Annotated in this window: 21 protein-coding genes and 1 tRNA gene; 9 read left to right on the top strand and 13 right to left on the bottom strand. The window is 59.9% G+C overall.

What is annotated here, in order from left to right; genetic code table 11:
• The first annotated feature begins 3 nt into the window (after positions 1-3).
• The gene (locus AACZ26_RS04750; protein WP_339619529.1) at positions 4-309 is read left to right on the top strand and encodes a hypothetical protein; all 306 of its coding nucleotides are present in this window, start codon (positions 4-6) and stop codon (positions 307-309) included.
• The gene (locus AACZ26_RS04745; RefSeq protein WP_339619527.1) at positions 306-1,112 is read left to right on the top strand and encodes a hypothetical protein; all 807 of its coding nucleotides are present in this window, start codon (positions 306-308) and stop codon (positions 1,110-1,112) included. Before AACZ26_RS04750 ends, AACZ26_RS04745 begins: the two co-directional genes overlap by 4 nt.
• 411 nt (positions 1,113-1,523) lie before the next feature.
• Here AACZ26_RS04745 and AACZ26_RS04740 read toward each other — a convergent pair whose 3' ends face one another.
• The 6 genes from AACZ26_RS04740 to galU all read right to left on the bottom strand — a co-directional run bounded on the left by AACZ26_RS04740 (position 1,524) and on the right by galU (position 6,043).
• On the bottom strand, positions 1,524-1,901 hold the full coding sequence (locus AACZ26_RS04740; RefSeq protein WP_339619525.1) for a hypothetical protein: 378 nt from the start codon (positions 1,899-1,901) through the stop codon (positions 1,524-1,526).
• Between the two features lie 945 nt (positions 1,902-2,846).
• Positions 2,847-3,116 (bottom strand): hypothetical protein, encoded by a 270-nt coding sequence (locus AACZ26_RS04735; RefSeq protein WP_339619524.1) that lies wholly within the window; start codon positions 3,114-3,116, stop codon positions 2,847-2,849.
• 121 nt (positions 3,117-3,237) lie between these two features.
• A tRNA-Ala gene (locus AACZ26_RS04730) sits at positions 3,238-3,313 on the bottom strand.
• A gap of 111 nt (positions 3,314-3,424) precedes the next feature.
• A complete protein-coding gene (locus AACZ26_RS04725) occupies positions 3,425-4,366 on the bottom strand; it encodes a hypothetical protein (RefSeq protein ID WP_339619523.1) in 942 nt (313 codons plus the stop codon).
• Between the two features lie 123 nt (positions 4,367-4,489).
• Positions 4,490-5,149 carry a GNAT family protein gene (locus AACZ26_RS04720; protein ID WP_339619522.1) on the bottom strand — a complete coding sequence of 220 codons (660 nt, stop codon included), beginning with the start codon at positions 5,147-5,149 and terminating at the stop codon, positions 4,490-4,492.
• A 3-nt stretch (positions 5,150-5,152) separates the two neighbouring features.
• Positions 5,153-6,043: a UTP--glucose-1-phosphate uridylyltransferase GalU gene (galU, locus tag AACZ26_RS04715; protein ID WP_339619520.1), complete on the bottom strand. Its 891-nt coding sequence runs from the start codon at positions 6,041-6,043 to the stop codon at positions 5,153-5,155.
• 38 nt (positions 6,044-6,081) lie between these two features.
• On the opposite strand from galU, the gene AACZ26_RS04710 reads away from it, so the two are divergent.
• The 3 genes from AACZ26_RS04710 to mscL are packed head-to-tail and all read left to right on the top strand — an operon-like array spanning position 6,082 to position 7,503.
• Positions 6,082-6,672: a 5-formyltetrahydrofolate cyclo-ligase gene (locus AACZ26_RS04710; RefSeq protein ID WP_339619518.1), complete on the top strand. Its 591-nt coding sequence runs from the start codon at positions 6,082-6,084 to the stop codon at positions 6,670-6,672.
• 7 nt (positions 6,673-6,679) lie between these two features.
• Positions 6,680-7,054: an FmdB family zinc ribbon protein gene (locus AACZ26_RS04705; protein ID WP_339619516.1), complete on the top strand. Its 375-nt coding sequence runs from the start codon at positions 6,680-6,682 to the stop codon at positions 7,052-7,054.
• A gap of 38 nt (positions 7,055-7,092) precedes the next feature.
• Positions 7,093-7,503, top strand: a complete 411-nt coding sequence (mscL, locus tag AACZ26_RS04700; RefSeq protein ID WP_339619513.1) for a large conductance mechanosensitive channel protein MscL — start codon at positions 7,093-7,095, stop codon at positions 7,501-7,503.
• 52 nt (positions 7,504-7,555) lie between these two features.
• On the opposite strand, the gene AACZ26_RS04695 is transcribed toward mscL, so the two are convergent.
• Entirely contained in the window at positions 7,556-7,744 is a 189-nt protein-coding gene (locus AACZ26_RS04695; protein ID WP_339619510.1) for a hypothetical protein, read from the bottom strand.
• The gene (locus AACZ26_RS04690) at positions 7,744-11,394 is read right to left on the bottom strand and encodes an AAA family ATPase (RefSeq protein WP_339620629.1); all 3,651 of its coding nucleotides are present in this window, start codon (positions 11,392-11,394) and stop codon (positions 7,744-7,746) included. Before AACZ26_RS04690 ends, AACZ26_RS04695 begins: the two co-directional genes overlap by 1 nt.
• A gap of 262 nt (positions 11,395-11,656) precedes the next feature.
• Between AACZ26_RS04690 and AACZ26_RS04685 the strand changes: the two genes are divergently transcribed.
• Positions 11,657-12,955: a hypothetical protein gene (locus AACZ26_RS04685; RefSeq protein WP_339619509.1), complete on the top strand. Its 1,299-nt coding sequence runs from the start codon at positions 11,657-11,659 to the stop codon at positions 12,953-12,955.
• 47 nt (positions 12,956-13,002) lie between these two features.
• Here AACZ26_RS04685 and AACZ26_RS04680 read toward each other — a convergent pair whose 3' ends face one another.
• Complete coding sequence (locus AACZ26_RS04680; RefSeq protein WP_339619508.1) at positions 13,003-13,284, bottom strand: iron-sulfur cluster assembly accessory protein; 282 nt, start codon at positions 13,282-13,284, stop codon at positions 13,003-13,005.
• 213 nt (positions 13,285-13,497) lie between these two features.
• On the opposite strand from AACZ26_RS04680, the gene nhaA reads away from it, so the two are divergent.
• Together nhaA and pdxH are read left to right on the top strand one after the other, a co-directional pair.
• Positions 13,498-14,802 carry a Na+/H+ antiporter NhaA gene (gene nhaA, locus AACZ26_RS04675; protein WP_339619507.1) on the top strand — a complete coding sequence of 435 codons (1,305 nt, stop codon included), beginning with the start codon at positions 13,498-13,500 and terminating at the stop codon, positions 14,800-14,802.
• Between the two features lie 35 nt (positions 14,803-14,837).
• A complete protein-coding gene (gene pdxH, locus AACZ26_RS04670) occupies positions 14,838-15,479 on the top strand; it encodes a pyridoxamine 5'-phosphate oxidase (protein ID WP_339619506.1) in 642 nt (213 codons plus the stop codon).
• Positions 15,480-15,618: 139 nt separating this feature from the next.
• Here pdxH and AACZ26_RS04665 read toward each other — a convergent pair whose 3' ends face one another.
• Both AACZ26_RS04665 and AACZ26_RS04660 read right to left on the bottom strand, forming a co-directional pair.
• Positions 15,619-16,836, bottom strand: coding sequence for an ammonium transporter (locus tag AACZ26_RS04665; RefSeq protein WP_339619505.1), 1,218 nt, complete (start codon positions 16,834-16,836; stop codon positions 15,619-15,621).
• 224 nt (positions 16,837-17,060) lie between these two features.
• Complete coding sequence (locus tag AACZ26_RS04660; protein WP_339619504.1) at positions 17,061-17,957, bottom strand: SDR family oxidoreductase; 897 nt, start codon at positions 17,955-17,957, stop codon at positions 17,061-17,063.
• A 133-nt stretch (positions 17,958-18,090) separates the two neighbouring features.
• On the opposite strand from AACZ26_RS04660, the gene AACZ26_RS04655 reads away from it, so the two are divergent.
• Positions 18,091-18,393, top strand: coding sequence for a hypothetical protein (locus tag AACZ26_RS04655; RefSeq protein ID WP_339619503.1), 303 nt, complete (start codon positions 18,091-18,093; stop codon positions 18,391-18,393).
• Positions 18,394-18,539: 146 nt separating this feature from the next.
• Here AACZ26_RS04655 and AACZ26_RS04650 read toward each other — a convergent pair whose 3' ends face one another.
• Together AACZ26_RS04650 and AACZ26_RS04645 are read right to left on the bottom strand one after the other, a co-directional pair.
• On the bottom strand, positions 18,540-19,865 hold the full coding sequence (locus tag AACZ26_RS04650) for an ABC transporter substrate-binding protein (protein WP_339619502.1): 1,326 nt from the start codon (positions 19,863-19,865) through the stop codon (positions 18,540-18,542).
• A 71-nt stretch (positions 19,866-19,936) separates the two neighbouring features.
• Positions 19,937-20,758, bottom strand: coding sequence for a carbohydrate ABC transporter permease (locus tag AACZ26_RS04645; protein ID WP_339619500.1), 822 nt, complete (start codon positions 20,756-20,758; stop codon positions 19,937-19,939).
• Positions 20,759-20,804 lie beyond the last annotated feature (46 nt).

Genomic DNA, 20,804 nt, shown 5'->3' with positions numbered 1-20,804 from the left:
GATATGAACTCACCAACAATCACCACCACGGCTGCTGCGGCACCGGATCAAACCGAACGCGCCCGGCAGATCATTGAACTCGGGCTCGCGCTCGACCCCGAGATGCGCAGCCACACCCTCGCTAGGCTCATCGCCGCCAGCCTGCACGAAGGCTCTGGCACTGCCTTGGAACACTTCGCAGCAACCGGCACCATCGATGCCGAGAATATGCTCGGCGAACTCAACTACCTGGTCGTTCCGCTGGAGCGCGAAGGATGGGTCGATGCCCTTGGGCGCTACGTGCTCTTCTCCGCAGGAGCACGATCATGAGCGAATACGAATCGCGCCCGGCACGCGGACCCGACGGCATCGACTGGCGACGCTTGGAGGTGGCGACTAACCGGTTCAGTCAGTACATCAATGAAGGGATCGCCAAGGCCCAAGCCGAGCACACCGAGATAGACGATCCGACCGCCCGCTGCATCGCCCACACCCTGGGACGCGGGTTGGGTCGCGAATCTTGCCTAGCCGAGTTCGGTCGCACCGGCGAAGGAAGCTACGACCAACTGCGAGAGGAATACCTCGTCCTCTATTGCAGCGATACCGCCAGTCCAGAAGTGAAGGAGTTGATCGACTGGCTCGGCACCCACCTGATCCACCGCGACGGCCATCAAAATCTGCGCCGTTTCCAAAACGAGCATCTGCCGCCGAAGCTCGAACGAGTGCTGGTGCCGACGGGAGTCGAGGTCGGCGACTGGTATCTGACCGTCCACGTCCCCGCGAGCTACAACCGGGCCGCGATCGAGGAGCTGACGGCGACGCTCACCGAGCTGCAGCTCGACAAAGACGTCGCGTTGCAGGCCTTCCTGAACCTGCCGGACGTCAACGCCATGAGTGGCGACATCATGCAGGACTTCCACGACAACTACATCGGCACCTACATGAGCATCGAAGAAGCCGTCAGCGAGCTGGCCGAAGTCGATGAGCTTGAGCGGGACCTCCACGACTACGCAGAGCAGCGACACCTGTTTATCGAGCAGGTCACACCCGACTACGAAGCCCTCCGCGAAGAGGCTGAAGGCGTCTACGACATTGTCGAGAGAGAAGGACGCGTCTATGTCTTCTACAAATAGCACGGCCTGTCACCGCGCAAGACCCCCGACAAGCCCGAAGAAGGTGTTCTCCGGAGGCAGACGCGTGCTGTTGCGGAATACTCAACACCCGACCTATTCCGGCTCTTTCGAGGTAAAATGGGACAGTAAACGGAGACCACAACCGATGGCGAATCACGCGTCGGGCATGCGTCCCAGCCCGATAGAAACCGGGGCGCACACTCCAGTACCGCTCTCTCGAATCCCCCGGTTCGATGCTGCTCTCACTCATCTAAAAGGAGGGCGGTCATGAGCCTGCCTGAATCTCACACCACCGCGTTTCTTGCTGCTCCGCCCAAGCTGCGCCCAGCGGTGATAGAGATCGAAGAGAACGAGATTCCGCCCACACTCGACAGCAGCAATCCCCTCGCTGGCGTGAACGTAGAACCCGGGTCACGAGCAGTCACCTACCTCCGCGTCTCCAGCAAGGGACAGGTCAACACCGACTACGACCCCGAGGGCATCTCGATCCCCGCACAGCGACTTTCGTGCCAACGCAAAGCCGAGCAACTCGGATTGACCATCGTGGCCGAGTATGTGGAACCGGGACGCTCGGCCACGGAGATGACTAAGCGAGTTGCCTTCCAGCAAATGCTCGAACGCATCCGACGCGACCGTGACGTCGACTTCGTCATCGTGTACAAGCTTTCGCGTTTCGCCCGCAACCGTACCGACGACGCGATCGTCATGGCCGACCTGCAAAAGCGCGGCGTCGGCTTGGTATCGGCAACAGAGCAGATCGACGCCACTCCAGTCGGACAGCTCATGCACGGCATCCTGTCCGCGTTCAACGAGTACCGCTCGCGCGAAGACGGCGCTGACATCGCCTACAAGATGGGCCAGAAGGCCAAGAGCGGTGGCACGATCGGTCGCGCCCCAATCGGCTACCAGAATACGATCGACCGCCTCGAAGGACGAGAAATTCGCGCCGTCAGCATCGACAAGGAGCGTGCGCCGTTCGTCAAACTCGCCTTCGAAATGTACGCGACAGGAAAATACTCCTACCAGGACATTGCCGACGAACTAACCGAACGCGGCTTGACTACTCGACCCACCGCACGGCGTCCAGCGGGGCCAATCTCAGATACAAAGATCCAGCAGATGCTCCGCGACCGGTACTACATCGGCAAGATCACCTACAAAGACGAGACGTTCGATGGCCGACATGAAGCTCTCGTCGAGATGAGCCTATTCGACCACGTTCAGACAGTTCTGGACTCCCGTAGTGTTGCAAGCGAGCGACGCCGCGTGCATACGCACTACCTCAAGGGAAGTCTTTGGTGCGGCCACTGCCGACTCGAGCGCCAGTCCAACCGCCGCCTAATCCAACAACACACAGTCGCACGCAGCGGCACTGAGTACTCGTACTTCTTCTGCCGAGGAACACAGGACGGCACTTGCGATGCTCCGTTTGCCAATGTCGAAAATATTGAAGCCGCAGTCGAGGAACATTACAAGTCGGTCAAACTCAGCGCTGAGTTCATTCAAGCTGTCCGCGACATGCTTGAGCGGACACTTCGCGACGAAGCACATGCGGAACATCTACGCCGCACCCAGTTAGAGAGTCGTCTCACGGCACTGCAAGCAAAAGAGGACAACCTCCTCGACCTGGCTGCGGACAGTTCACTCCCTCAGGAACGTATCCGCCATCGGCTTCGAGATATTGCACGCGATCGCGAGGCGCTTCAAGCGCAACTCGCCGTCACAACCTCGGACCTAAAGGTCGGCAAGACGCACATCGAGACGTTCCTCGAGCTGCTCCGCGATCCACGCGACCTCTACGTGAACTCGACCGACGAAGTGCGCCGTGAACTGAACCAGGCGATATTCAGCAACCTGTACATTGCCCAGGACGATGTCATCGGTGACGAAATCAAGGAACCCTTGCGGGAGCTCCTTGCCGCACAACGCGGTTGGAATGCCTTCAATGCAGGTCAGCCGCTCGCTGTGGCATCCGCAAATGCCAATGCCGAACGAGCCCGACACGAGGGTCCACAACAAGAAAGGACCGCCAATAACGGCGGTCCCTTCGGATCAGAACTTGGTGGGCTTACTGACGCTATCCTCACCGGCATCTATGACGACGGTGATTCTAGTAAGCCTCTTATGGTGGACCCTAGGAGATTTGAACTCCTGACCTCCTCGATGCGAACGAGGCGCGCTACCAACTGCGCCAAGGGCCCGTACTGCAGAAACAACAATATCACCGAGCATCCACCACCGGGAACGGCCCGACACTGCGCAAGCCTGCGACCTGAGCACAACGCGCAAGAAGCTCCCGGGCTGAATACGACCTAGCTCGCGCGACGACGACGAGCGAGCGCCGCGTCGAGGTCAGGCGCGCTGCCATCGACGTTGACGATTCCCATACCGGCGAAGCGACTGGGCGCGGATGCCGCGGCCGGCGCTTCTGCTGGTGCAGCGGGTGCCCGTGCGGCTTCCCGCGCGAGCTCTGCTTCCCGTGTCACCGCTGCCATTGCGGCGGTGTTTGCGCGCAGGGCCTGTTCGGCGGATTCCGCCGCGGCCCGCAGCTCGCTGTCGATCTGCCCGGCGTGGCGGGCAGCAGCTACTGCGGCTTCTGGCGCATTGCTGCGAGTGAGATACATCGGTTGGGGAACGGGCACCGGCGTCCAGCTGACCTTTGAGGTGACGTCAGTGACTGGAGCGTCTGAGGAGAGCACCACGCGCCGGCGTGGTGCCGCTGTGCGTGCCGTCGGCGCCGCCTCCTGACGACGCGCACGCGAACGCTCGGCAAGACGCGAGAGCATCGCGCCGGCGCTGATTCCGGCCATGGTGGCAGCGGAGAGCACAAGCCACGTTCCCGAAGCGAGGGCTGCTCCGGCGGTAAAGATCATGACGACGTTCACGCTGACAACCACGATGCTGGCTAGCAGTACGACGCCCGTAAAGGCGCGCGTGCGGCGGAGCCGACGAGCAGAGAGGGCGAGCATCTCTTCCCGAGTGGGCGGAATGACGGCACGGCCTACAGCGACCGGTCCAAGATTCACTTGCGCCTTCGCGAGTTCGGCGGCCTGCCGCGCTACGGCCTCAGCACGAACCTCATCCGGAACTTCTGACGTTTGGGCAAGAACCCGAATCGTCTGCTGCAGTCGAACGGCGTTGCGTTCGGTCGCCAAATATTCGCGATTCTTGAACCAGTTGGGGATCAAATACACCAACCACAGCGCCGCAGCGAGCGCGATCATGACGCCGCCGCCGATGCTGGTAAGTTCCATGGCTATACGGTACGAGCATCCGTCCGCGACACACCCTCGGCACGCGGCAGTGATCTCAAAACTTGCTGAGAGTATGCGCCGAGGAGTCAGCCTAGATCAGCACGCTACGGAGCAGTCGATGACCTAGCGGTGCGGAAAGCCTAAGGGTCGAGACGCCGTGAGTCGGTCTTCGGCCGGAATGTGGGCATCATGCTCAGGCGCCTGCCCCGACTGCCAGCGACGGAGAACACCCTGCGGTATCTCTTCGACTGTCAGCGCGAAACAAAAGTGATCGCGCCAGTCTCCGTCAATGTGGATGAAGCGTCGCCGAAGTTGCTCGTAGCGGAATCCGAGTTTCTCCACGACGCGCAAGCTTGGCTGATTCTCTGGGCGGATACAGATCTCCATGCGGTGCAGTCCGAGCTGAAAAAAGCAGTAGTCCGTCGCCAAAGCAACCGCAGTGGGGGTGAGGCTCTTGCCCGCAAATCGCTCAGAAACCCAATAGCCGATCGATGCCGAGGCAAGCGAGCCGTACGTTATCGATGACACATTGAGTTGGCCCGCAACTTCGCCGTTGAATTCGATGACAAAGGGCAGCCCCGTGCCCGCTCGCGACTGCTGCAACAACCCGCGGATGCTCGACTTCACGTCAAATGACGCAGGCCCTACAGGACTCGTGGCTTCCCACTTGCGCAGCCACCCCCGATTATCCCGGAGTTCTTTCTCTAGCGCTCGAGCGTCCCGGACCCTGATCGGGCGAATCGTGATGTTTCCTTCGCCGAGCGTCGGAATGCCGTACGCCACGCGCTAGTCCAGCGTTGCGCTGAACTGCTGTAGCCACGGCCGCAGTTCGGGACCCAAGTCATCACGCTCAACCGCAAGCTGCACGATGGCCTTAATGTAGTCGAGACGGTCACCGGTGTCATAGCGGCGGCCACGGAACACGACACCATAGACGCCACCCGCGATGTCGCTCTCAGCCATCTCAAGTAGAGCATCCGTGAGCTGGATCTCGCCGCCCTTGCCGGGATCAGTGCGCTCAAGAATGTCGAAGATTTCTGGGCGCAATACGTAACGGCCGATGATGGCGAGGTTCGACGGAGCGGTGCCCTGTGGAGGCTTCTCGACGAGACCCGTGATTCGCACGACATCGTCGTCATCGGTTGCTTCAACCGTGGCGATTCCGTACATGTGACTCTGGGCGGGATCGACTTCCATGAGAGCAATGACGGTGGAGTTGCGCGAAATCTGTTCTTCGAGCATCCGGCTCAAGAGCACATCTCGCTCATCGATGAGGTCGTCACCGAGCAATACAGCGAACGGCTGATCACCCACGTGCATTTTGGCGCGAAGCACCGCGTGGCCGAGACCGCGGGGGTCACCCTGGCGCACGTAGTGCATGTCTGCGAGGTCGTTGGAGTACTCGACCTTCTGCAAACGGTCGGTGTCACCTTTGAGCTCGAGGGTGGCCTCAAGCTCTGTCATGCGGTCGAAGTGATTCTCGAGAGCGTTCTTGTTTCGCCCCGTGATCATCAGCACATCAGTGAGTCCAGCGTCTACCGCCTCTTCCACAACGTATTGGATGGCAGGCTTATCAACCACCGGCAACATCTCTTTCGGCATTGCCTTTGTCGCCGGCAAAAATCGGGTGCCCAGACCTGCAGCAGGAATAACCGCTTTAGTAATCTTCGATGCCATAGGTACAGCGTACTGGGACAGTCTCGTAGAATGCCTATATGACCGACGACGTCAGTCACGATAAACGTGCACTCCGGGCCGAATTACGCGAACGCCGCCGCATCTGCACCGCCAAAGAGCGGGAAGAATATGATGCCGGTGTCACCGCGAACCTCATCGAACTCACACGGCGCCTCGGTTCCACTTCGGTAGCGGCATATCTTTCCACTACCGACGAACCAGAAACTCGCGGATATTTGCGGTGGGCCTGCGAGAACGAGATCACTGTGTTGCTTCCCATCTCGCGAGCAGATGGACTGCTCGACTGGGCACCCTACGATGGCGAAGAAGAAGATAAAGACCTCATTGGCATGCCAGCGCCGACGAGCGAGGTGCTTGGCCCGATTGCCATCAACGACGTTGACCTGATTATTGTTCCTGCCGCATCGGTGGATCGTACCGGAATGCGTATGGGGTGGGGTCGTGGCTACTTCGACAAGACTCTTGGCTCCATGGAGACCAAACCTCCTGTCTATGCCGTGATCTTCGACAACGAATTTGTGGATGAAGTGCCCACAGAAATTCATGACCAACCAGTGGATGGCATTGTTACCCCTTCGGGAATTGTCACCATCACCGAGCACAACTAAGGATCTCGTGCCTACCTACTCCTACCGCTGCGTCGAATGCGACAACGCTTTCGACATTCAGCAGTCGTTCACCGATGACTCACTCACCGTGTGCCCAGCGTGCCAAGGCAAATTGCGCAAGATTTTCTCTGCAGTCGGTGTGACGTTTAACGGCTCCGGCTTCTATCGGAACGACTCCCGCTCCACCACGAGTTCGACTGATTCGAGCTCTGGATCATCGAGCTCGAAGTCGCCAACCAAGGCGACCGGCTCAGGCTCGAGTGATTCGGCATCATCAGGCTCGTCCTCGTCGGGTTCAGGCGCCTCGTCGGGTTCAGGCTCGTCGTCGGGTTCAGGCTCGTCGAGCTCTTCCGCATCATCCTCTTCACCATCGGCCGCGTAAGCGTCATAGTTGACCTACCCCCAACTCAAGGAGCACCAATGTTAAGCGGGTTCAAGACCTTCATTTTGCGCGGCAATGTCATCGATCTTGCTGTTGCCGTTGTTATTGGCACAGCGTTCAGCGCCGTCGTAACGAGCATTGTTTCTGCCATTTTCAACCCGCTCATCGGTGCGCTCTTCAACGCCGAAACGCTCGCTACCGCGCTTCCGCTGACGATTCCCACGACAAGCGGCGGCGAAGCCGTGCTCTACTTCGGCGCTGTACTCGCCGCACTAATCCAGTTCTTGCTTGTTGCTGTCGTGGTCTACTTCGCCATCGTTGCCCCCATGAACTACGCCAAGAAGCGCGCGGATGCCCGCAAGCCCGTGGTCGTCGAGCCCGAAGCCGGTCCGACTGAAGCCGAGTTGCTTGTGCAGATTCGCGACCTTCTCGCCAAGCAAAACGGCTAGCGACCTGCGGAGAATAACTCTCCAGCAACTCTCGGACGAGCGGCCAACGCGCTTAGCCCCAATGCGGAGGCTTGTCGCCCTTGAGCCGCTCGTCGTTTTCGTTATTGCTGTGCCGCTCTGGCTCAGCCTGTGGATGCGGGTCGGAGCCTGTCGGTGCCGCAGTCGTCACGCGACGCCGCTTCGAACGTTTCTGCCGCGGCTCAGCATCGGCAGAACCGCCGCCGTCTGCGCGCTGAGCCATTACTGCTCCGGGCGCTTAGCGGGGATGATCGTGATGGGCTCGGTTGTGGGAGCAGGCTCTGCTCCGAGCATCCGGGCCACCTTGTCGGCCACCTGATCGGGGTCGCTAAAAAGCTCGAAAGCGTGCACTCGCAAGTAGTGCCACCCCAGACGACGCAGAAGCTCGGGCCGCAAGCGAAGTGATTCACGCAGACTCGACTCGTGGACCATCGCATCGGTCTCGATCGTTCCGCAGCGACCACCTCGAGAGGCAACGAGCCCGAGCTTGCCGCGGTGACCAAGAGCAACTCGCAGACCGCGCTTCTCGAGGCGCTGCGCCAAGTCCACAAGCATGGGGTCGCTGTCATCGGGCACGGGAACTTCGGCGTAGCGGGCATCCACTTCGTCGAGTACCTCAGCCAGAGCAACAGCACCGTGCTTCATACGACCGTCATCAAGATCTTCTGAACGGAACGACGTGACGATCTCAAGCGAACGACGCGCTCGCGTCATCGCGACGGCGAGCAAGCGCTCTCCCCCGGGCTCACCCAGTGAACCGAAGTCGGAGAGCACGCGACCGTGCGGTGTGCGGCCGTATCCAATGGAGAAAATAACCCTGTCGCGGCTTTGGGCCACAGCTTGATCAATCGTGGTGACCGCGAACGGCTCAGCACGATCGCCGATAATGACATCGAGCAGTTCGGGACGACGACGGCTGACAGCATCCAAAACCGCCTGCATGACGCGCACGGAATGCACCGGGCTTGCCGTAATGACCATGAGCGACTCTTGTGGTCGCTTCGTGGCGTGGTCGAGAACAAGCTCGACGACTCGAGACACTTCGGCGTCGGGGCTCTCGACAGCGCCTGAATCTGGGTCGGGCATGCCAACACCGTCGGCGACGTAGCTGACGGCGAGGCTGCCGTGACCGAGGAAGCTTCCCGCCCAGGGCAGGGACTCGATTTGGCCGTCGTAGAAACGGCGATTCACGAGTTCTGCGAGCTCTTCGCCACCGGGGCGGTAGCTGCGCGTGAGGGTGAGAGTCGGCAGCAGGGCGCTGAGCCTCGCGAAGGCAGAGTCAGCCACCAGCGCTTCACGAGTCTCGTCATCAACGGGTTGCGGCAGGTCTCCCGTCGCATCGCGAACAGCAGTCTCGAACGGCGTCGGTGACTGGATCACGGGGTCACCAATAACAACAACTTGCTTCGAGCGACGGATCGCTCCAGCCGCTTCAGCAACCGTCACAGCGCCCGAATCCACGAGAACTACGGTGTCGAAAGGCATGGTGTCGACAACGGAATCGATCTCGTACGGAGAGGCAAGCCACACGGGCGCGATGGTGCGCGAGAGGTGCGGTGCCGAGGTTTGCACGTCGAATGACGTGAGGCGATCCTTCGCGAGTGCCCGCTTGAGGGCACTCGCCTCATCGGGCCAATCGACAAGACCGATCTTCCAGTTTTCAGAAATCTGCCACGACAGCTGTTTGGCGTTCGCGGAGGCATGCGCTTCATCGACGAGGCGGAAATCTGCTTCGAGTCGATCAACAACCGAGGTGTTGGCGTTGAGGAGAGCACGATCCATTTCGAGCATCGAATCCAAGGCTGACTTCCACCACGAAAGCTCAAGCTCGGCCGCGACCTGATCTTCGGGAACATGACGCTCGGCAAGATCCTCAATGAGCGGATTGAGCTTGAGATCGCGCAAACTACCCATGAGCGCGGTGCGTTCCTGAAGATTGTTGAGCACATCAGACTCGGCAGCCAGCGAGGCAACTTTCTCGATCAAGAACGGAATCGGAAGCGCCGAGAGATTGACGTGCGAATCAGCAATACCCAAGGGAATGTCGAGAGAAGCAAGATCTTCAGAGACCTGCTGGTACGACCGCTGAACCTCACCAATGCCGACAGGAACAGCCGGGCTCGCCCCTTCGGCGACGAAGCGGTGCCACAGCACTCGCTGCTTCTGGATGCGCTGGAGAGCCGCATGCATGTCGGGAACGCGCACACCGGGCCGCACGTACTCCAGCGCGAGCTTCTTGAGACGACGACGGTTCGCACTCGTCATCTCGGGGAAGTCGCGGCGCGGAGCCGTTGCCGCAATAAGCTCCGTGATGGCGCGATCGAACACCGTTGGCACAAAGCGGTCGAGCGTTTCGCGAAGATCCACGAGCAGTCGTAGATAGACACCGAGCTCGTCGATGCTCTGGAAAGGCCGCATGCGCGTGTTTGAGACGAGACGGTTCGCGACATCCAACAGTTCAGAAAGCTGGCCATTGACTCGTTGAGCAACCTGATGGGCTTTAAGAGCCTCACCACCATTGGCGAACTGGGCGCCGTACCAGGGCGAATCACCCGGGCCGTACTTGAACTCGCCGAGCTTCGCCGCAGCAATAATCACGCCCGTCGCTGCGCTGCGGTCTTTCGCAAGCTTCTCAACTGCTTCGCGAGACAACCGTGCCGTCGTGGATGGCGGAGTCGGGAGCAAAGCGAGACGGCTCAGCTCCGATACGCAATCGAGAACCGAGACCCCAAGCACCCCGTCAGCGACCGACATAGAACCGCGGTAGTCGAGCATGATCTTGCGCAAACGAAGCAGCGCATCATCCACATCTTCGATTTGCGGACGACTAGCTTTCTCACTGCGAGAAATAGAACGGATGATGTCTCGGCGCAGCGTGCGCGGTGCGACAGCAAGACCCGGAAGCCCAATGTCGGCAAAGCGATCAGCGATGGACTGCAACGAGGCGCGTCGTGGGCTCACCACGAGAACACGTTTGTTTTGAGCAACCAATGCTCCGACCGCGTTCACAATGGTTTGCGTGCCACCGGTTCCCGGCAGCGTGCGAACGACGAGCGAGTTTCCCGCCTCGATCTGAGCAATCACATTCTCTTGCTCAGCATCCGCATCGAGAAGAAGGTTGTCTGTCTGCGGCGAGCGCTCATCTGCCGAAAGCGCCGGTACAGGAGAGTAACCCTCCTTGATGGTCCACGCGGCGGCAGTGTTGCCTGCGAGCGCATCGAGGATCGGATGTTGCAGATCCGTGGCGTCAGCGGCCAAGCTGTGCGCGACATCATCGAACGACGAGACGACCAGCCGTGGGCTGACAGCGAAAGCCTCAAGGTGTGAAGTGAGGCCACGAAGGCGGTCGATAACGGGGTTGGGCTTGAAGGTGCCATCGGCGTCAGTGAGCGCAACGAACGACTCGGCATCGAGCCGTAGCTGGAACTGTTCATCGAGAGCACGAGCCAGAGCAGGGTTGAGGAACGCTGTTCCTCGAAGTTTGAGTTCGAAGTCTCGACCGTGGCGGCGAATAGCAAGCGGGCGAAGTAGGACAGGTCCGCAGTATTCCGCATCATCGTGAGTCCAGCGCGCGATACCGATGCCGAGGTGAACGGAATCGATGCCGCGGGCGGTGGCCAATTCCAGACCCTTGGCCGCAACGGCACCCGCCGCTGTCTTCGCTGAACGCAAAGCGACATCATCGCGGATCAAGCTCGACAGCAACGTGCGCTTGCCTGTGATGAACTGGGCAAGTCCACCCGGATGTGTGGTTGACAGATCCACTCGGGTGCGGGGCGAATCAACAAAATGGATGAGCGGCGATTGCCCACCTAATTCAGACAGCTGCGAACGCCATAGCGTCCACGTGGGCTCTGCTACGTTTCCGGCCATAATGTTCGGCTCACCAAAACTCAGCGTGTGAGGCGCTGTTACTTGAATATGGGCGTGAGCGTGCTCGTTTTCGGAGTCGTCAACGTCTGGGTCGACCGAATCTGGGTCAACCGAGAAATCATCCGAAACTCTATCTGCACGCCACACACCGCCACCTTAAGCTCATTACCGCAAGAAACCCTGCAACCTGCACGAGTTTCGCAAGACTCACGGTCCAGCTACACCCCCAGTTCATGAGGCAGGCGGCCGTAGAATACGGTGCATGTTCCCCCTCGGGCTACCTCTTCTCCTCGCAACAGACACCGCCGAAGTTTTGCGCGGAAGCGCTATCGCCGTCGGCACGGTTGTCGTGCTGGTGCTGGCAGTGGGAGTGGTTGCCTTCGTGATCTTGTTTCGTCGCGGCGGAGACCGAGGTATCCGCGGCACTGCGGCGCAATCACAATTGGAGTCACGTGCTGCAGGCCTTCTGATCGCTCTGGACGACCGAGTACGAGAAGCCGATCTAGAGCTCGGCTTTGCCATTGCGCAGTTTGGGGCGGACGCTGCACGCGACTTCGCGACCGCAGTTTCCGATGCCCGCGGAAAATTGACGGAAGCCTTTCGGCTTGGCCAACAACGAGACGACGCGCCAGCAACCGCCGACCAGCGTCGCCGCAGCCTCACTCTGCAGATAACAGCTCTCTGCGAGAAAGCGCTCTCGGCTCTTGAGCAATTCGATAATGACTTCAGCGAGCGCCGCACAAACGAAGTCGCTGCTGCAACGACCGAGCGGCAGTTGCGGTTGCTGGCTCTCGGTATTCGCGAGCAGCTGACGTCCACTGAAGAAGGCCTCAAGGCCGCGAGCGCTCGATATTCAGGTGAAGTCTTGTCCGCCCCGCAGAGGGACCTGGCCCAGGCTCAAACGACGCTCGCGGACACCGAGAATGCTCTGGATGCTGCCGCCGCGAGCATCAGCCCCACCGGAGTTAACGCTGTCACCGACACCCTCCACACCGCAGCCACCTCGCTGCATCAAGCCCAGCGCGCGCTGTCGAGCATCGACGAGGCTCTCGCTCGTCTTAGCGACGCGGAGAATGCGGTGCTTCGACGGCGCGCGTCAATTGTCGACGACATCGCAGAAGCTCGTAGCAGGGCAGATTCTGCCCCCGACCCACAGAGCGGTGCGCGAATTCTGACCGCAATAGCCGCCAACGAGCAGGTTCTCGAGAGCACCGCCCCAGCATCCGGGACTCTCCAAGACCCGTTCGCCCAGCTCAACCTCGTAAACGAGGCTGCAGCGGAACTCGATAATGCTCTCGCGACCGCGCGCAACCAACAACAGCGGTTCGAACACGCACGTGCCGCCTACCAAGGAACCTTGGTGGCGGCACGGAGTCAGATCTCGGTCGTTCGAGAACTTATTGGGCAGGGCGGCACGAGTGCACGCGCTCGAACCCGACTAGCGGAGGCGGAGCGCCAGCTAATGATCGCTGAAGCCGAGACAGATCCGGTGGAAGCGTTAGACGCTATCCGCCGGTCGGTTACTCATGCTCGAGATGCTGACGCTCTCGCCCGTTACTAGCGAGGAGCGGAGACGATACTGCCGCAGCCTCTAACGTTTTGGGTTGGCTAGGCCTGATCGATAACGGCGAAGTTCACTGCGCCGTTCTCGCCAACGTTTGCATCGAGCACCTTGTCGCTGAGGGCAACGGAAGCGTTCTCTTCGAGGAAGACGCGAGCGCCGTCAGCTTCAACGACGGAGTCACCCGCCTCGGGAGCCGCGACGACCGCAACCGTGAGGTTAGGGGCACCAGGCTCGCCGTTAATGCGAAGACCGGCGGCATCGGTGTTGGGGTCTTGTTCGACAATCGTCTTGACGACGGTAGTGGCTGTTTCGGTGAGGGTGAGCATATGTTCGTCCTTCCAGGTTCAGCGAAATGAAACCCCCACGATTCCTTAGTGAGCAGCTGTCGGCAAGCCTCAGCGGCGATTGTGAGGCAACTCCCATAGAGGGTTGAGGCGACAGTCAGGATGCATCAGTCCCCTGTCAGAGCGTGGTGCACCCGTGGAGGCACACGACCGGTAGAATTGAGTCTGGAGTGCCGGGAAGTCTGGTCGGCGATAGTGTCGGCGACCCCGCTGACGAACCTCAACGTCTGGAATTTTGTGACCACATCCGCTAAAAAGCTGAGCCCCCGCAAGCGAGTACGCCGGTGGGTAACCATGGAGACCACAAGCGGAATCCTGCTGATGGTTGCCGCAGCGATCGCCCTGATTTGGGCCAACTCCCCGTGGCGTGACGGCTACGCCGCGCTGGCCGAAACCACGGTCGGGCCCGAATCACTCCATCTGAATCTCTCCCTCGCGACGTGGGCCGCTGATGGCCTGCTCGCGATCTTCTTCTTCGTTGTGGGCGTGGAGCTCAAACAAGAGCTCGTGGCTGGCAGCCTGCGAAAGCCCCGCGAAGCAGCCGTGCCCGTGTTTGCCGCCATCGGCGGGATGCTCTTTCCCGCGCTTCTCTTCACGCTGATCATTCTCGTCTCCGGCGACTCAACCGCGCTCGGAGGTTGGGCGATCCCCACCGCCACCGATATTGCGTTCGCTCTTGCGGTACTCGCTATCTTCGGCCGGGGCCTTCCGCGAGCGCTCCGCACCTTCCTCCTCACGATGGCTGTTGTGGATGACCTGCTCGCGATCATCATCATCGCCCTCTTTTACACCGAGAGCATCGACTTGCTCTCGCTCCTGTTCTCGCTCGTTGCCATCGTTCTCTTCGGCCTCGTCGTCCGCTCACGTAAGCCGCGTTGGTGGCTGCTGGTACCCCTCGCTCTCGTCGCCTGGGCATTCATGCACGACTCCGGCGTTCACGCGACCATCGCCGGCGTAGTTCTCGGCTTCACCGTGCCCGCCAAACTCGTGCACGGAGAGAAAGAGACCCGCACCCACGTCTTCGACGACGCTGTTCGCCCCACGTCATCCGGAATCGCTTTGCCCGTGTTCGCGTTCTTCGCGGCAGGGGTTTCGCTCGGCGGCGAAGAACGCGTCAGCGACGTACTGGTTCAACCGGTTGTTGCCGCAATCATTGTCGGTCTCGTCCTCGGAAAGATCATTGGTGTGCTCGGCACGACCGCGCTCGTCACCAAGGTCACCAAGTTCCGGCTCGCAGACTCCATCGGTCTTCGAGACCTGCTGCCCATCGGTTTCCTCACCGGCATCGGATTCACGGTGTCGCTGCTGATCTCTGAACTCTCGTTCCCCGACAGCGAGCACACCACCGGCGCAAAGCTCGCCATCCTCATCGGCACCGCGCTCGCCGCGATTCTCGCCGCGATCAGCTTGCGCTGGGACTCACGTCTCGCCCGCAAGCGGGACATGAACGAAGACGGCATTCCCGACAAGAACACCTCCCTCATCGAAGACGAAGACTGAAAGCAGACTGCCGTGTGCGGTCGAAAGGATGCAGCGTGTCCGACCCCTTGAGCCAACACACCGATTACGGACAACTACCGCTCAACGACTCGGATGTGCTCGACGACCCTCTCGAACAGTTTCGTCTCTGGTTGTCGAACGCAAGCGACTCGAGCGTCTATGAGCCCAATGCCATGGTGCTCTCCACGGTCAGCACAGACAACTCCCCCAGCTCACGCACGGTGCTTTTGCGCGCCATCGATGACGCCGGCTTCGAGTTCTTCACCAACTACAGTTCCATCAAGGGTCGCGCTCTGCTCGCCAACCCTGCCGCCGCGCTCGTGTTCCCCTGGTATTCGATCCACCGCCAAGTGCTCGTGCAAGGCAGGGCTCTCCCGGTAGCTGAAGCCCTCTCCGACGCCTACTTCGCCACGCGACCGCGAGGGAGCCAAATCGCGGCGCATGCCAGCGAACAATCGCAACCCATCGCATCCCGTGCGCTGTTGGAGCAACGCGTAGCGGAGCTAGAGGCCAAGTTCGAGGGCGGAGATGTGCCCCGCCCAGACGACTGGGGTGGCTTTGTCGTCGCTCCCCACACCATCGAGTTCTGGCAGGGTCGCAGCTCGCGTTTGCACGATCGCGTGAGGTTCGTGCGTGCTGAGTCTGGCCAATGGGATCGGATGCGGCTCCAGCCCTAACGCTGTCGGCACGTTGCCCACCCGCACCTTTCAAGAACGTTGCTGCCCTGCGGGCATCATCCACAGGTCGCCTTCGCTGTTAACGCCAAAAGAGGGGCACGACTGCGATAACAGTCGTGCCCCTCCCGAGGTTGAGGCTCTACTCAGCCGGCACGGTTCCCCGCGACGACATTGCGTAGCCCGACTCGCCGTGGACGGCGAGGTCGATACCTGCGATTTCTTCTTCCGAAGTAACGCGGAATCCGATGGTCTTCTGAATCGCGGTACCAATGAGCCAGGAGGCCGCGAAGGAGAAGATTGCTACAGCGAGAACGCTGATGGTTTGAACAACCAGCTGTCCGGCATCTCCACCGACGAAAAGTCCGGTGTCAGTTGCGAACAAGCCGAGGTAAAGCGTTCCGATGATTCCCGCAACGAGGTGGAGTCCCACAACGTCGAGCGAGTCATCGAAACCAAGGTTGAACTTGAGCTCGATTGCGAGAGCACATACAGCACCGGCGATCAGTCCGAGCAGCAATGCCCACCCTGGCGTGAGGTTTGCACACGCCGGGGTGATAGCAACGAGGCCAGCCACAACACCCGAAACGGCGCCCACTGCAGTCGCCTTTCCGGTGCGGAGCTTCTCAACTACGATCCAACCAAGAATTGCGGCAGCGGGAGCGGCGAGCGTGTTGAACACGATCAGTCCAGCCTCATCAGGCGTACCAGCGGCACCAGCGTTGAACCCGAACCAACCGAACCACAGCAGTGCTGCACCGATAAGAACGAGAGGAACGTTGTGAGGCTGGGTGATGTCCTTGTTGAAGCCGACGCGCTTTCCGAGAACCAGAGCAAGACCAAGAGCAGCGGCACCAGCGTTGATGTGAACTGCGGTACCACCAGCGAAGTCAATCACTGCAGGGAGTCCGCCGAGGGAGTCTCCGAGGTTCTGGATCCAGCCTCCGCCCCATACCCAAGCAGCGACAGGGAAGTAGACCAGCGTTGCCCACACACCGGTGTAGATCATCCACGGTCCGAAGCGTGCGCGATCTGCGATCGCACCCGAGATCAGTGCGGTAGTGATGATCGCGAAGGTTCCGCCGAACGCAACGCTCAAGAGGTCAACGCCTGCGACGCCTTCCTGACCAAAGTTGCTGAACGGGTTACCTGAGAACGACCAAATCGAACCATCGATCGAGCTCATGTTCGCACCGATGAGGATCCAGAGAACGGCGACAAGGCCGAGCGCTCCGAAGCTCATCATCATCATGCTGACTACTGACTTCTCTTTGACGAGTCCACCGTAAAAGAAAGCCAAACCGGGGGTCATAAGCAGCACGAGTGCAGTGCTAATGAGTACCCAAACCACTGTATCCATCTCAACCTCTTTCGCTTTGTGCACCAGGTGCGCACGTGTCGCTGTGGCGGATTTCGGTAAGTGTCGGGTTATTCCACTCCCACCGACCCGCACGACAAAGCATCCCGTCTTAGCGTTTCGTCGGACTCACAGTTATGTTTCGGGGGCGTTAAACGTGGCGCATGGGTGTTACGGGTAGGTTTCGAGAAACCAGAGGTCTTCGGTGAATCGGCTGTCAGTTTGGGCTACGGCGTGGGGATACCACCATTCGCGTTGAGTGTCTCACCCACGACATAGCTAGATTCAGATGAGGCAAGGAATACGTAAGCGGGGGCCATCTCCGCTGGCTGACCTGCTCGACCAAGCGGAGTGTCGTGGCCGAAGCTCGTGATCTTCTCTTGAGGCTGACCGTCAGTAACTTGCAGCGCAGTCCAGACCGGGCCGGGAGCTACGGCGTTGACCCGGATGCCACGCTCGGCCAGTTGAGCGGCCGTCGCCTTAGTGAAGGTGTTGATTGCCGCCTTCGTCGTCGCGTAGTCCACAAGCACCGGGGATGGCTTGTATGCCTGCACCGAGGTCGTATTGATGATGCTGGACCCTGCGGGAAGGTGCTCGAGCGCCGCCTTCGTAATCCAAAACATGGCATAGACATTTGTTTTCATCGTCTGATCGAAAGCGTCATCCGAAAGATCTTCGAGCTTCTCGCAAAACACCTGCTTACCCGCGTTATTGACGAGCGTATCGAGACCGCCCAGTTTTTCTACTGCGTCCGACACGAGCGTGCGGCTCGCCTCCGCTGTCGAAATGTCGCCCGGCAGGAGGTGTGCTTCTTGCCCAGCGTCACGAACAAGCCCTGCAATGCGTTCGGCATCGCTCTGTTCACTCGGCAGATAGGAGAGCGCAACATCCGCCCCTTCACGAGCGAAAGCTATCGCGACCGCCGCCCCGATGCCCGAGTCTGCCCCCGTGATGAGAGCCTTTCGGCCGGTGAGCCGACCTGTGCCGCGGTAGCTGTCTTCGCCGAGATCAGCGAGAGGGTTGAGCTTGGAATCGAGTCCTGGTTCGGGCTGGTGCTGCTTCGGCGGTTCAACTTTAGCGAAGCGAGTGGTTGGATCGATGAAGGTGTACTGGTCGTGTGCCATTGTTTCCCTTTCTGTCCAGTAGTGGCGGGATAACGCCGCTGACAGCTTAGAAACTGGAGTCGCCGAAAGACCTCATTGCCATGAAACAGTGCAACTTCTCTCAGCGCACACCAAGAGAACGTAGAGTTGGGCCATGGACGATTCAGCCCCCGCAGCAACGCCCAAGGAGCCAGCTCGGGCCACGAAACCTTCGATCGCCGCAACGCGTATCCGTCAATTGACGACACCGTGGTGGAGGTTGCTGTGGCTCGTTGGCGGGCTCGTCTGGGCAGTAATCTTCAATGTGATCTATGTCACCACTGGTGGCACCCAAGAGTGGTTGGGCATCGCATCCGTCGTCCCTATCGCGCTGCTACTTGTTGATGTGCTCCGAATCGAGCGGCTTGAGCGGGCGGCGGAACAAAAGCGTCGGGCTGAACTCGCTAGGGGCAAGTAGGCTACTCAATCCTCATCGCGGCGAATGTCTCTCCGTGCCACAATTTCTCCAAGCACGCGGCGGCTGTGAACAGAAAGTCTGCTCACAGCCGCCGCAATCATCCGCGAATGCAACTGTGTGACTCCACGTTGCATCCGCCGATAGGTCTAGCGGTTCAGCACTTCGTTCACTTCTTCGGCGAGTGCCGGCATCGCTTCTGAGACATCGAGGTCGTCGAAGTAGATCGCGTGGATGCGCTCCGTCATGAGGTCTTCGAGCTCGCTGTAGGCCTTCGTCATCGGGCGGGGCTTGCCGTAAGTGATCTGCTCGGCAGCAACCGCGTAGCCGGGCGTGGTGTCCATGAGGTCCTTGATGAGATCAGTTTCGAGTGCGGAGAGACGAACAGGAAGGTAGCCGGTGCGCGAGGAAGAATACGCAGCCTGCTCGGTGTCGCTCGTCCACTTCATGAACTCGAATGCTGCAGCCTTCTCTTGGTCAGTTCCGGTGTTAGCGAGGTAGATGTTCGACCCTCCAACCGAGACGCCACGCTGGCCGTTCTGGCCAGCGGGAATCAAGGAGACTCCAACATCCACTCCGTTACCGGCAGCAAGGCCGAGGATCGACTGGATGCCGCCCGAGCTCAAGAAGGTGAAGGCCGTGTCAGCGCTACCGGCTGCCGCGAAGAACGCGCTCACGTCTGCCGCGCCGGTGACCTTGATGAGGTCGCGATCTTCGAGGTTTGCGATCCACTCGACCGTCTTGATAGCGCCGTCAGTGTCATACAGCGATGCCGTTTCATCGTCGTTCAAGACCGCGGTTCCTCCGTAAGAGTAGAAGAGCGCTTCCATAACCCAGAAGTCGTAGTCGCAGAAAATCATCGCGGGGGCACCCACGTAGTCATGAGCCGCCTCAAGGTATTCCTCGAACTCGTCGAACGTCTCGGGTCCGGTCTCTTTGAGTCCGAGCTCACGCATCATGTCTTGGTTCACGTACATCACGGGAACACTGCGCATGTGAGGGAAGGCATACATCTCACCATCAACATAAAGGTTGTCGGTCTCCCCCATTTGGAAGTCTGCATCATCCATTTCTGCGGCGGCCATGTAGGGCTCCAGGTTGAGCGTCGTGGTGGCGCGAGCGAAACGGTCAGTCATGCCGACCTCATCCACAAACATGTTCGGGAGTGTGTCGGCCAGTGCTGCCGCATTGACCTTTTGCTCGGTTTCCACGTAATCGCCCTGGTAGTTGGCGGTGACGTGAATGTTGAGCTCCTCACCACGACTCTCGTTGAACATGTCAACGAGTTCTTGGTTGACGTCTTCAACCGCTGCGGTCCAGAACTCGAGCTCGACGGTCTCTTCGCCGGGCTCGTAGGTGTAGGTTCCGGCATCCGCATTGGCTGCGGTGCAACCCGTGAGTAAAACCGAACCCAGGGCTATTGAAGCGAGTACGCCGGCGCGTGCCCGACCTCGCGAAGTACGGGTGGAGAACATGGTGGTGCCTTTCTTTGAGGGGGTTGTGTTGCTGCGTAGTGCGGTCGAACGGAAGGGAAAAGTGGGGAGCATCATTTGACGCCGGTATAGGTGAACGCAGAGATGATGTGGCGGCGCGCAAGCAGGAAGACGATGAGGATAGGAACGACGAGCAGCATGTTTCCTGCCATCACGACGGTCGGCGCGATCTCGTCGAGCGCTTCAAGGCGTGGCACAGCCACAGGTAGGGTCCGGACGGCATCCGTTGTGGTCCACACCAGCGGAAAAAAGTAGTTATTCCAAGTGCCAATGAACGTGATGAGACCGATGGTGACGATCGTCGGTTTAGCGAGCGGCAGCATGATGCGACGGATGATTGTGAACTCGCTCGCATGATCGAGGCGTGCCGCTTCGAGAAGACTGTCTGGTACCCGCATAAAGGTCTGCCGCAGAAGGAAGATGCCGAAGCCGCTCGCGACGAACGGGAGGATCAGGGAGAGGTGAGTGTTGAGCAACCCCATCTTGGCGTACATCGCGAAAACCGGAAGAAAGATGAGCTGGCCCGGGATCATCATCGTTGCGAGCACAACACCAAAGAGCACATCGCGCCCCGGGAAGCGGAACCGAGCGAACGCATACGCGGCCGGAACGATGATCACGAATTGGCCAAGCAACGTGCCCCCCGTCACGATTGCTGAATTGAGCGCGAAGTGGCCGAAGTTCACTCGATCGAACGCTTCGACGAAGTTGTCCCAACGCAGGGCATCGACCCAGAACTGTGGAGGGATCGAGAGCGCTTCGGATGCCGTTTGAAATGCCGTGAGCACCATCCAGTAAAACGGGCCCGCAAAAACCAACACAATCAGGATCGACACGACAACGCGGGCGATGATCCGCACAACTTTCCAGAGCATCGCACCAACCCTGGGGGCTACCTTCGGAGGTGAAGCAGGAGGCTGC

Origin of the sequence: uncultured Salinibacterium sp. (genome assembly GCF_963974405.1) — a bacterium.
In the GTDB taxonomy this organism is placed as follows: domain Bacteria; phylum Actinomycetota; class Actinomycetes; order Actinomycetales; family Microbacteriaceae; genus Rhodoglobus.
The sequence above is the reverse complement of the archived record's forward strand: the minus strand, read 5'-3'. Positions and strand labels throughout refer to the sequence as shown.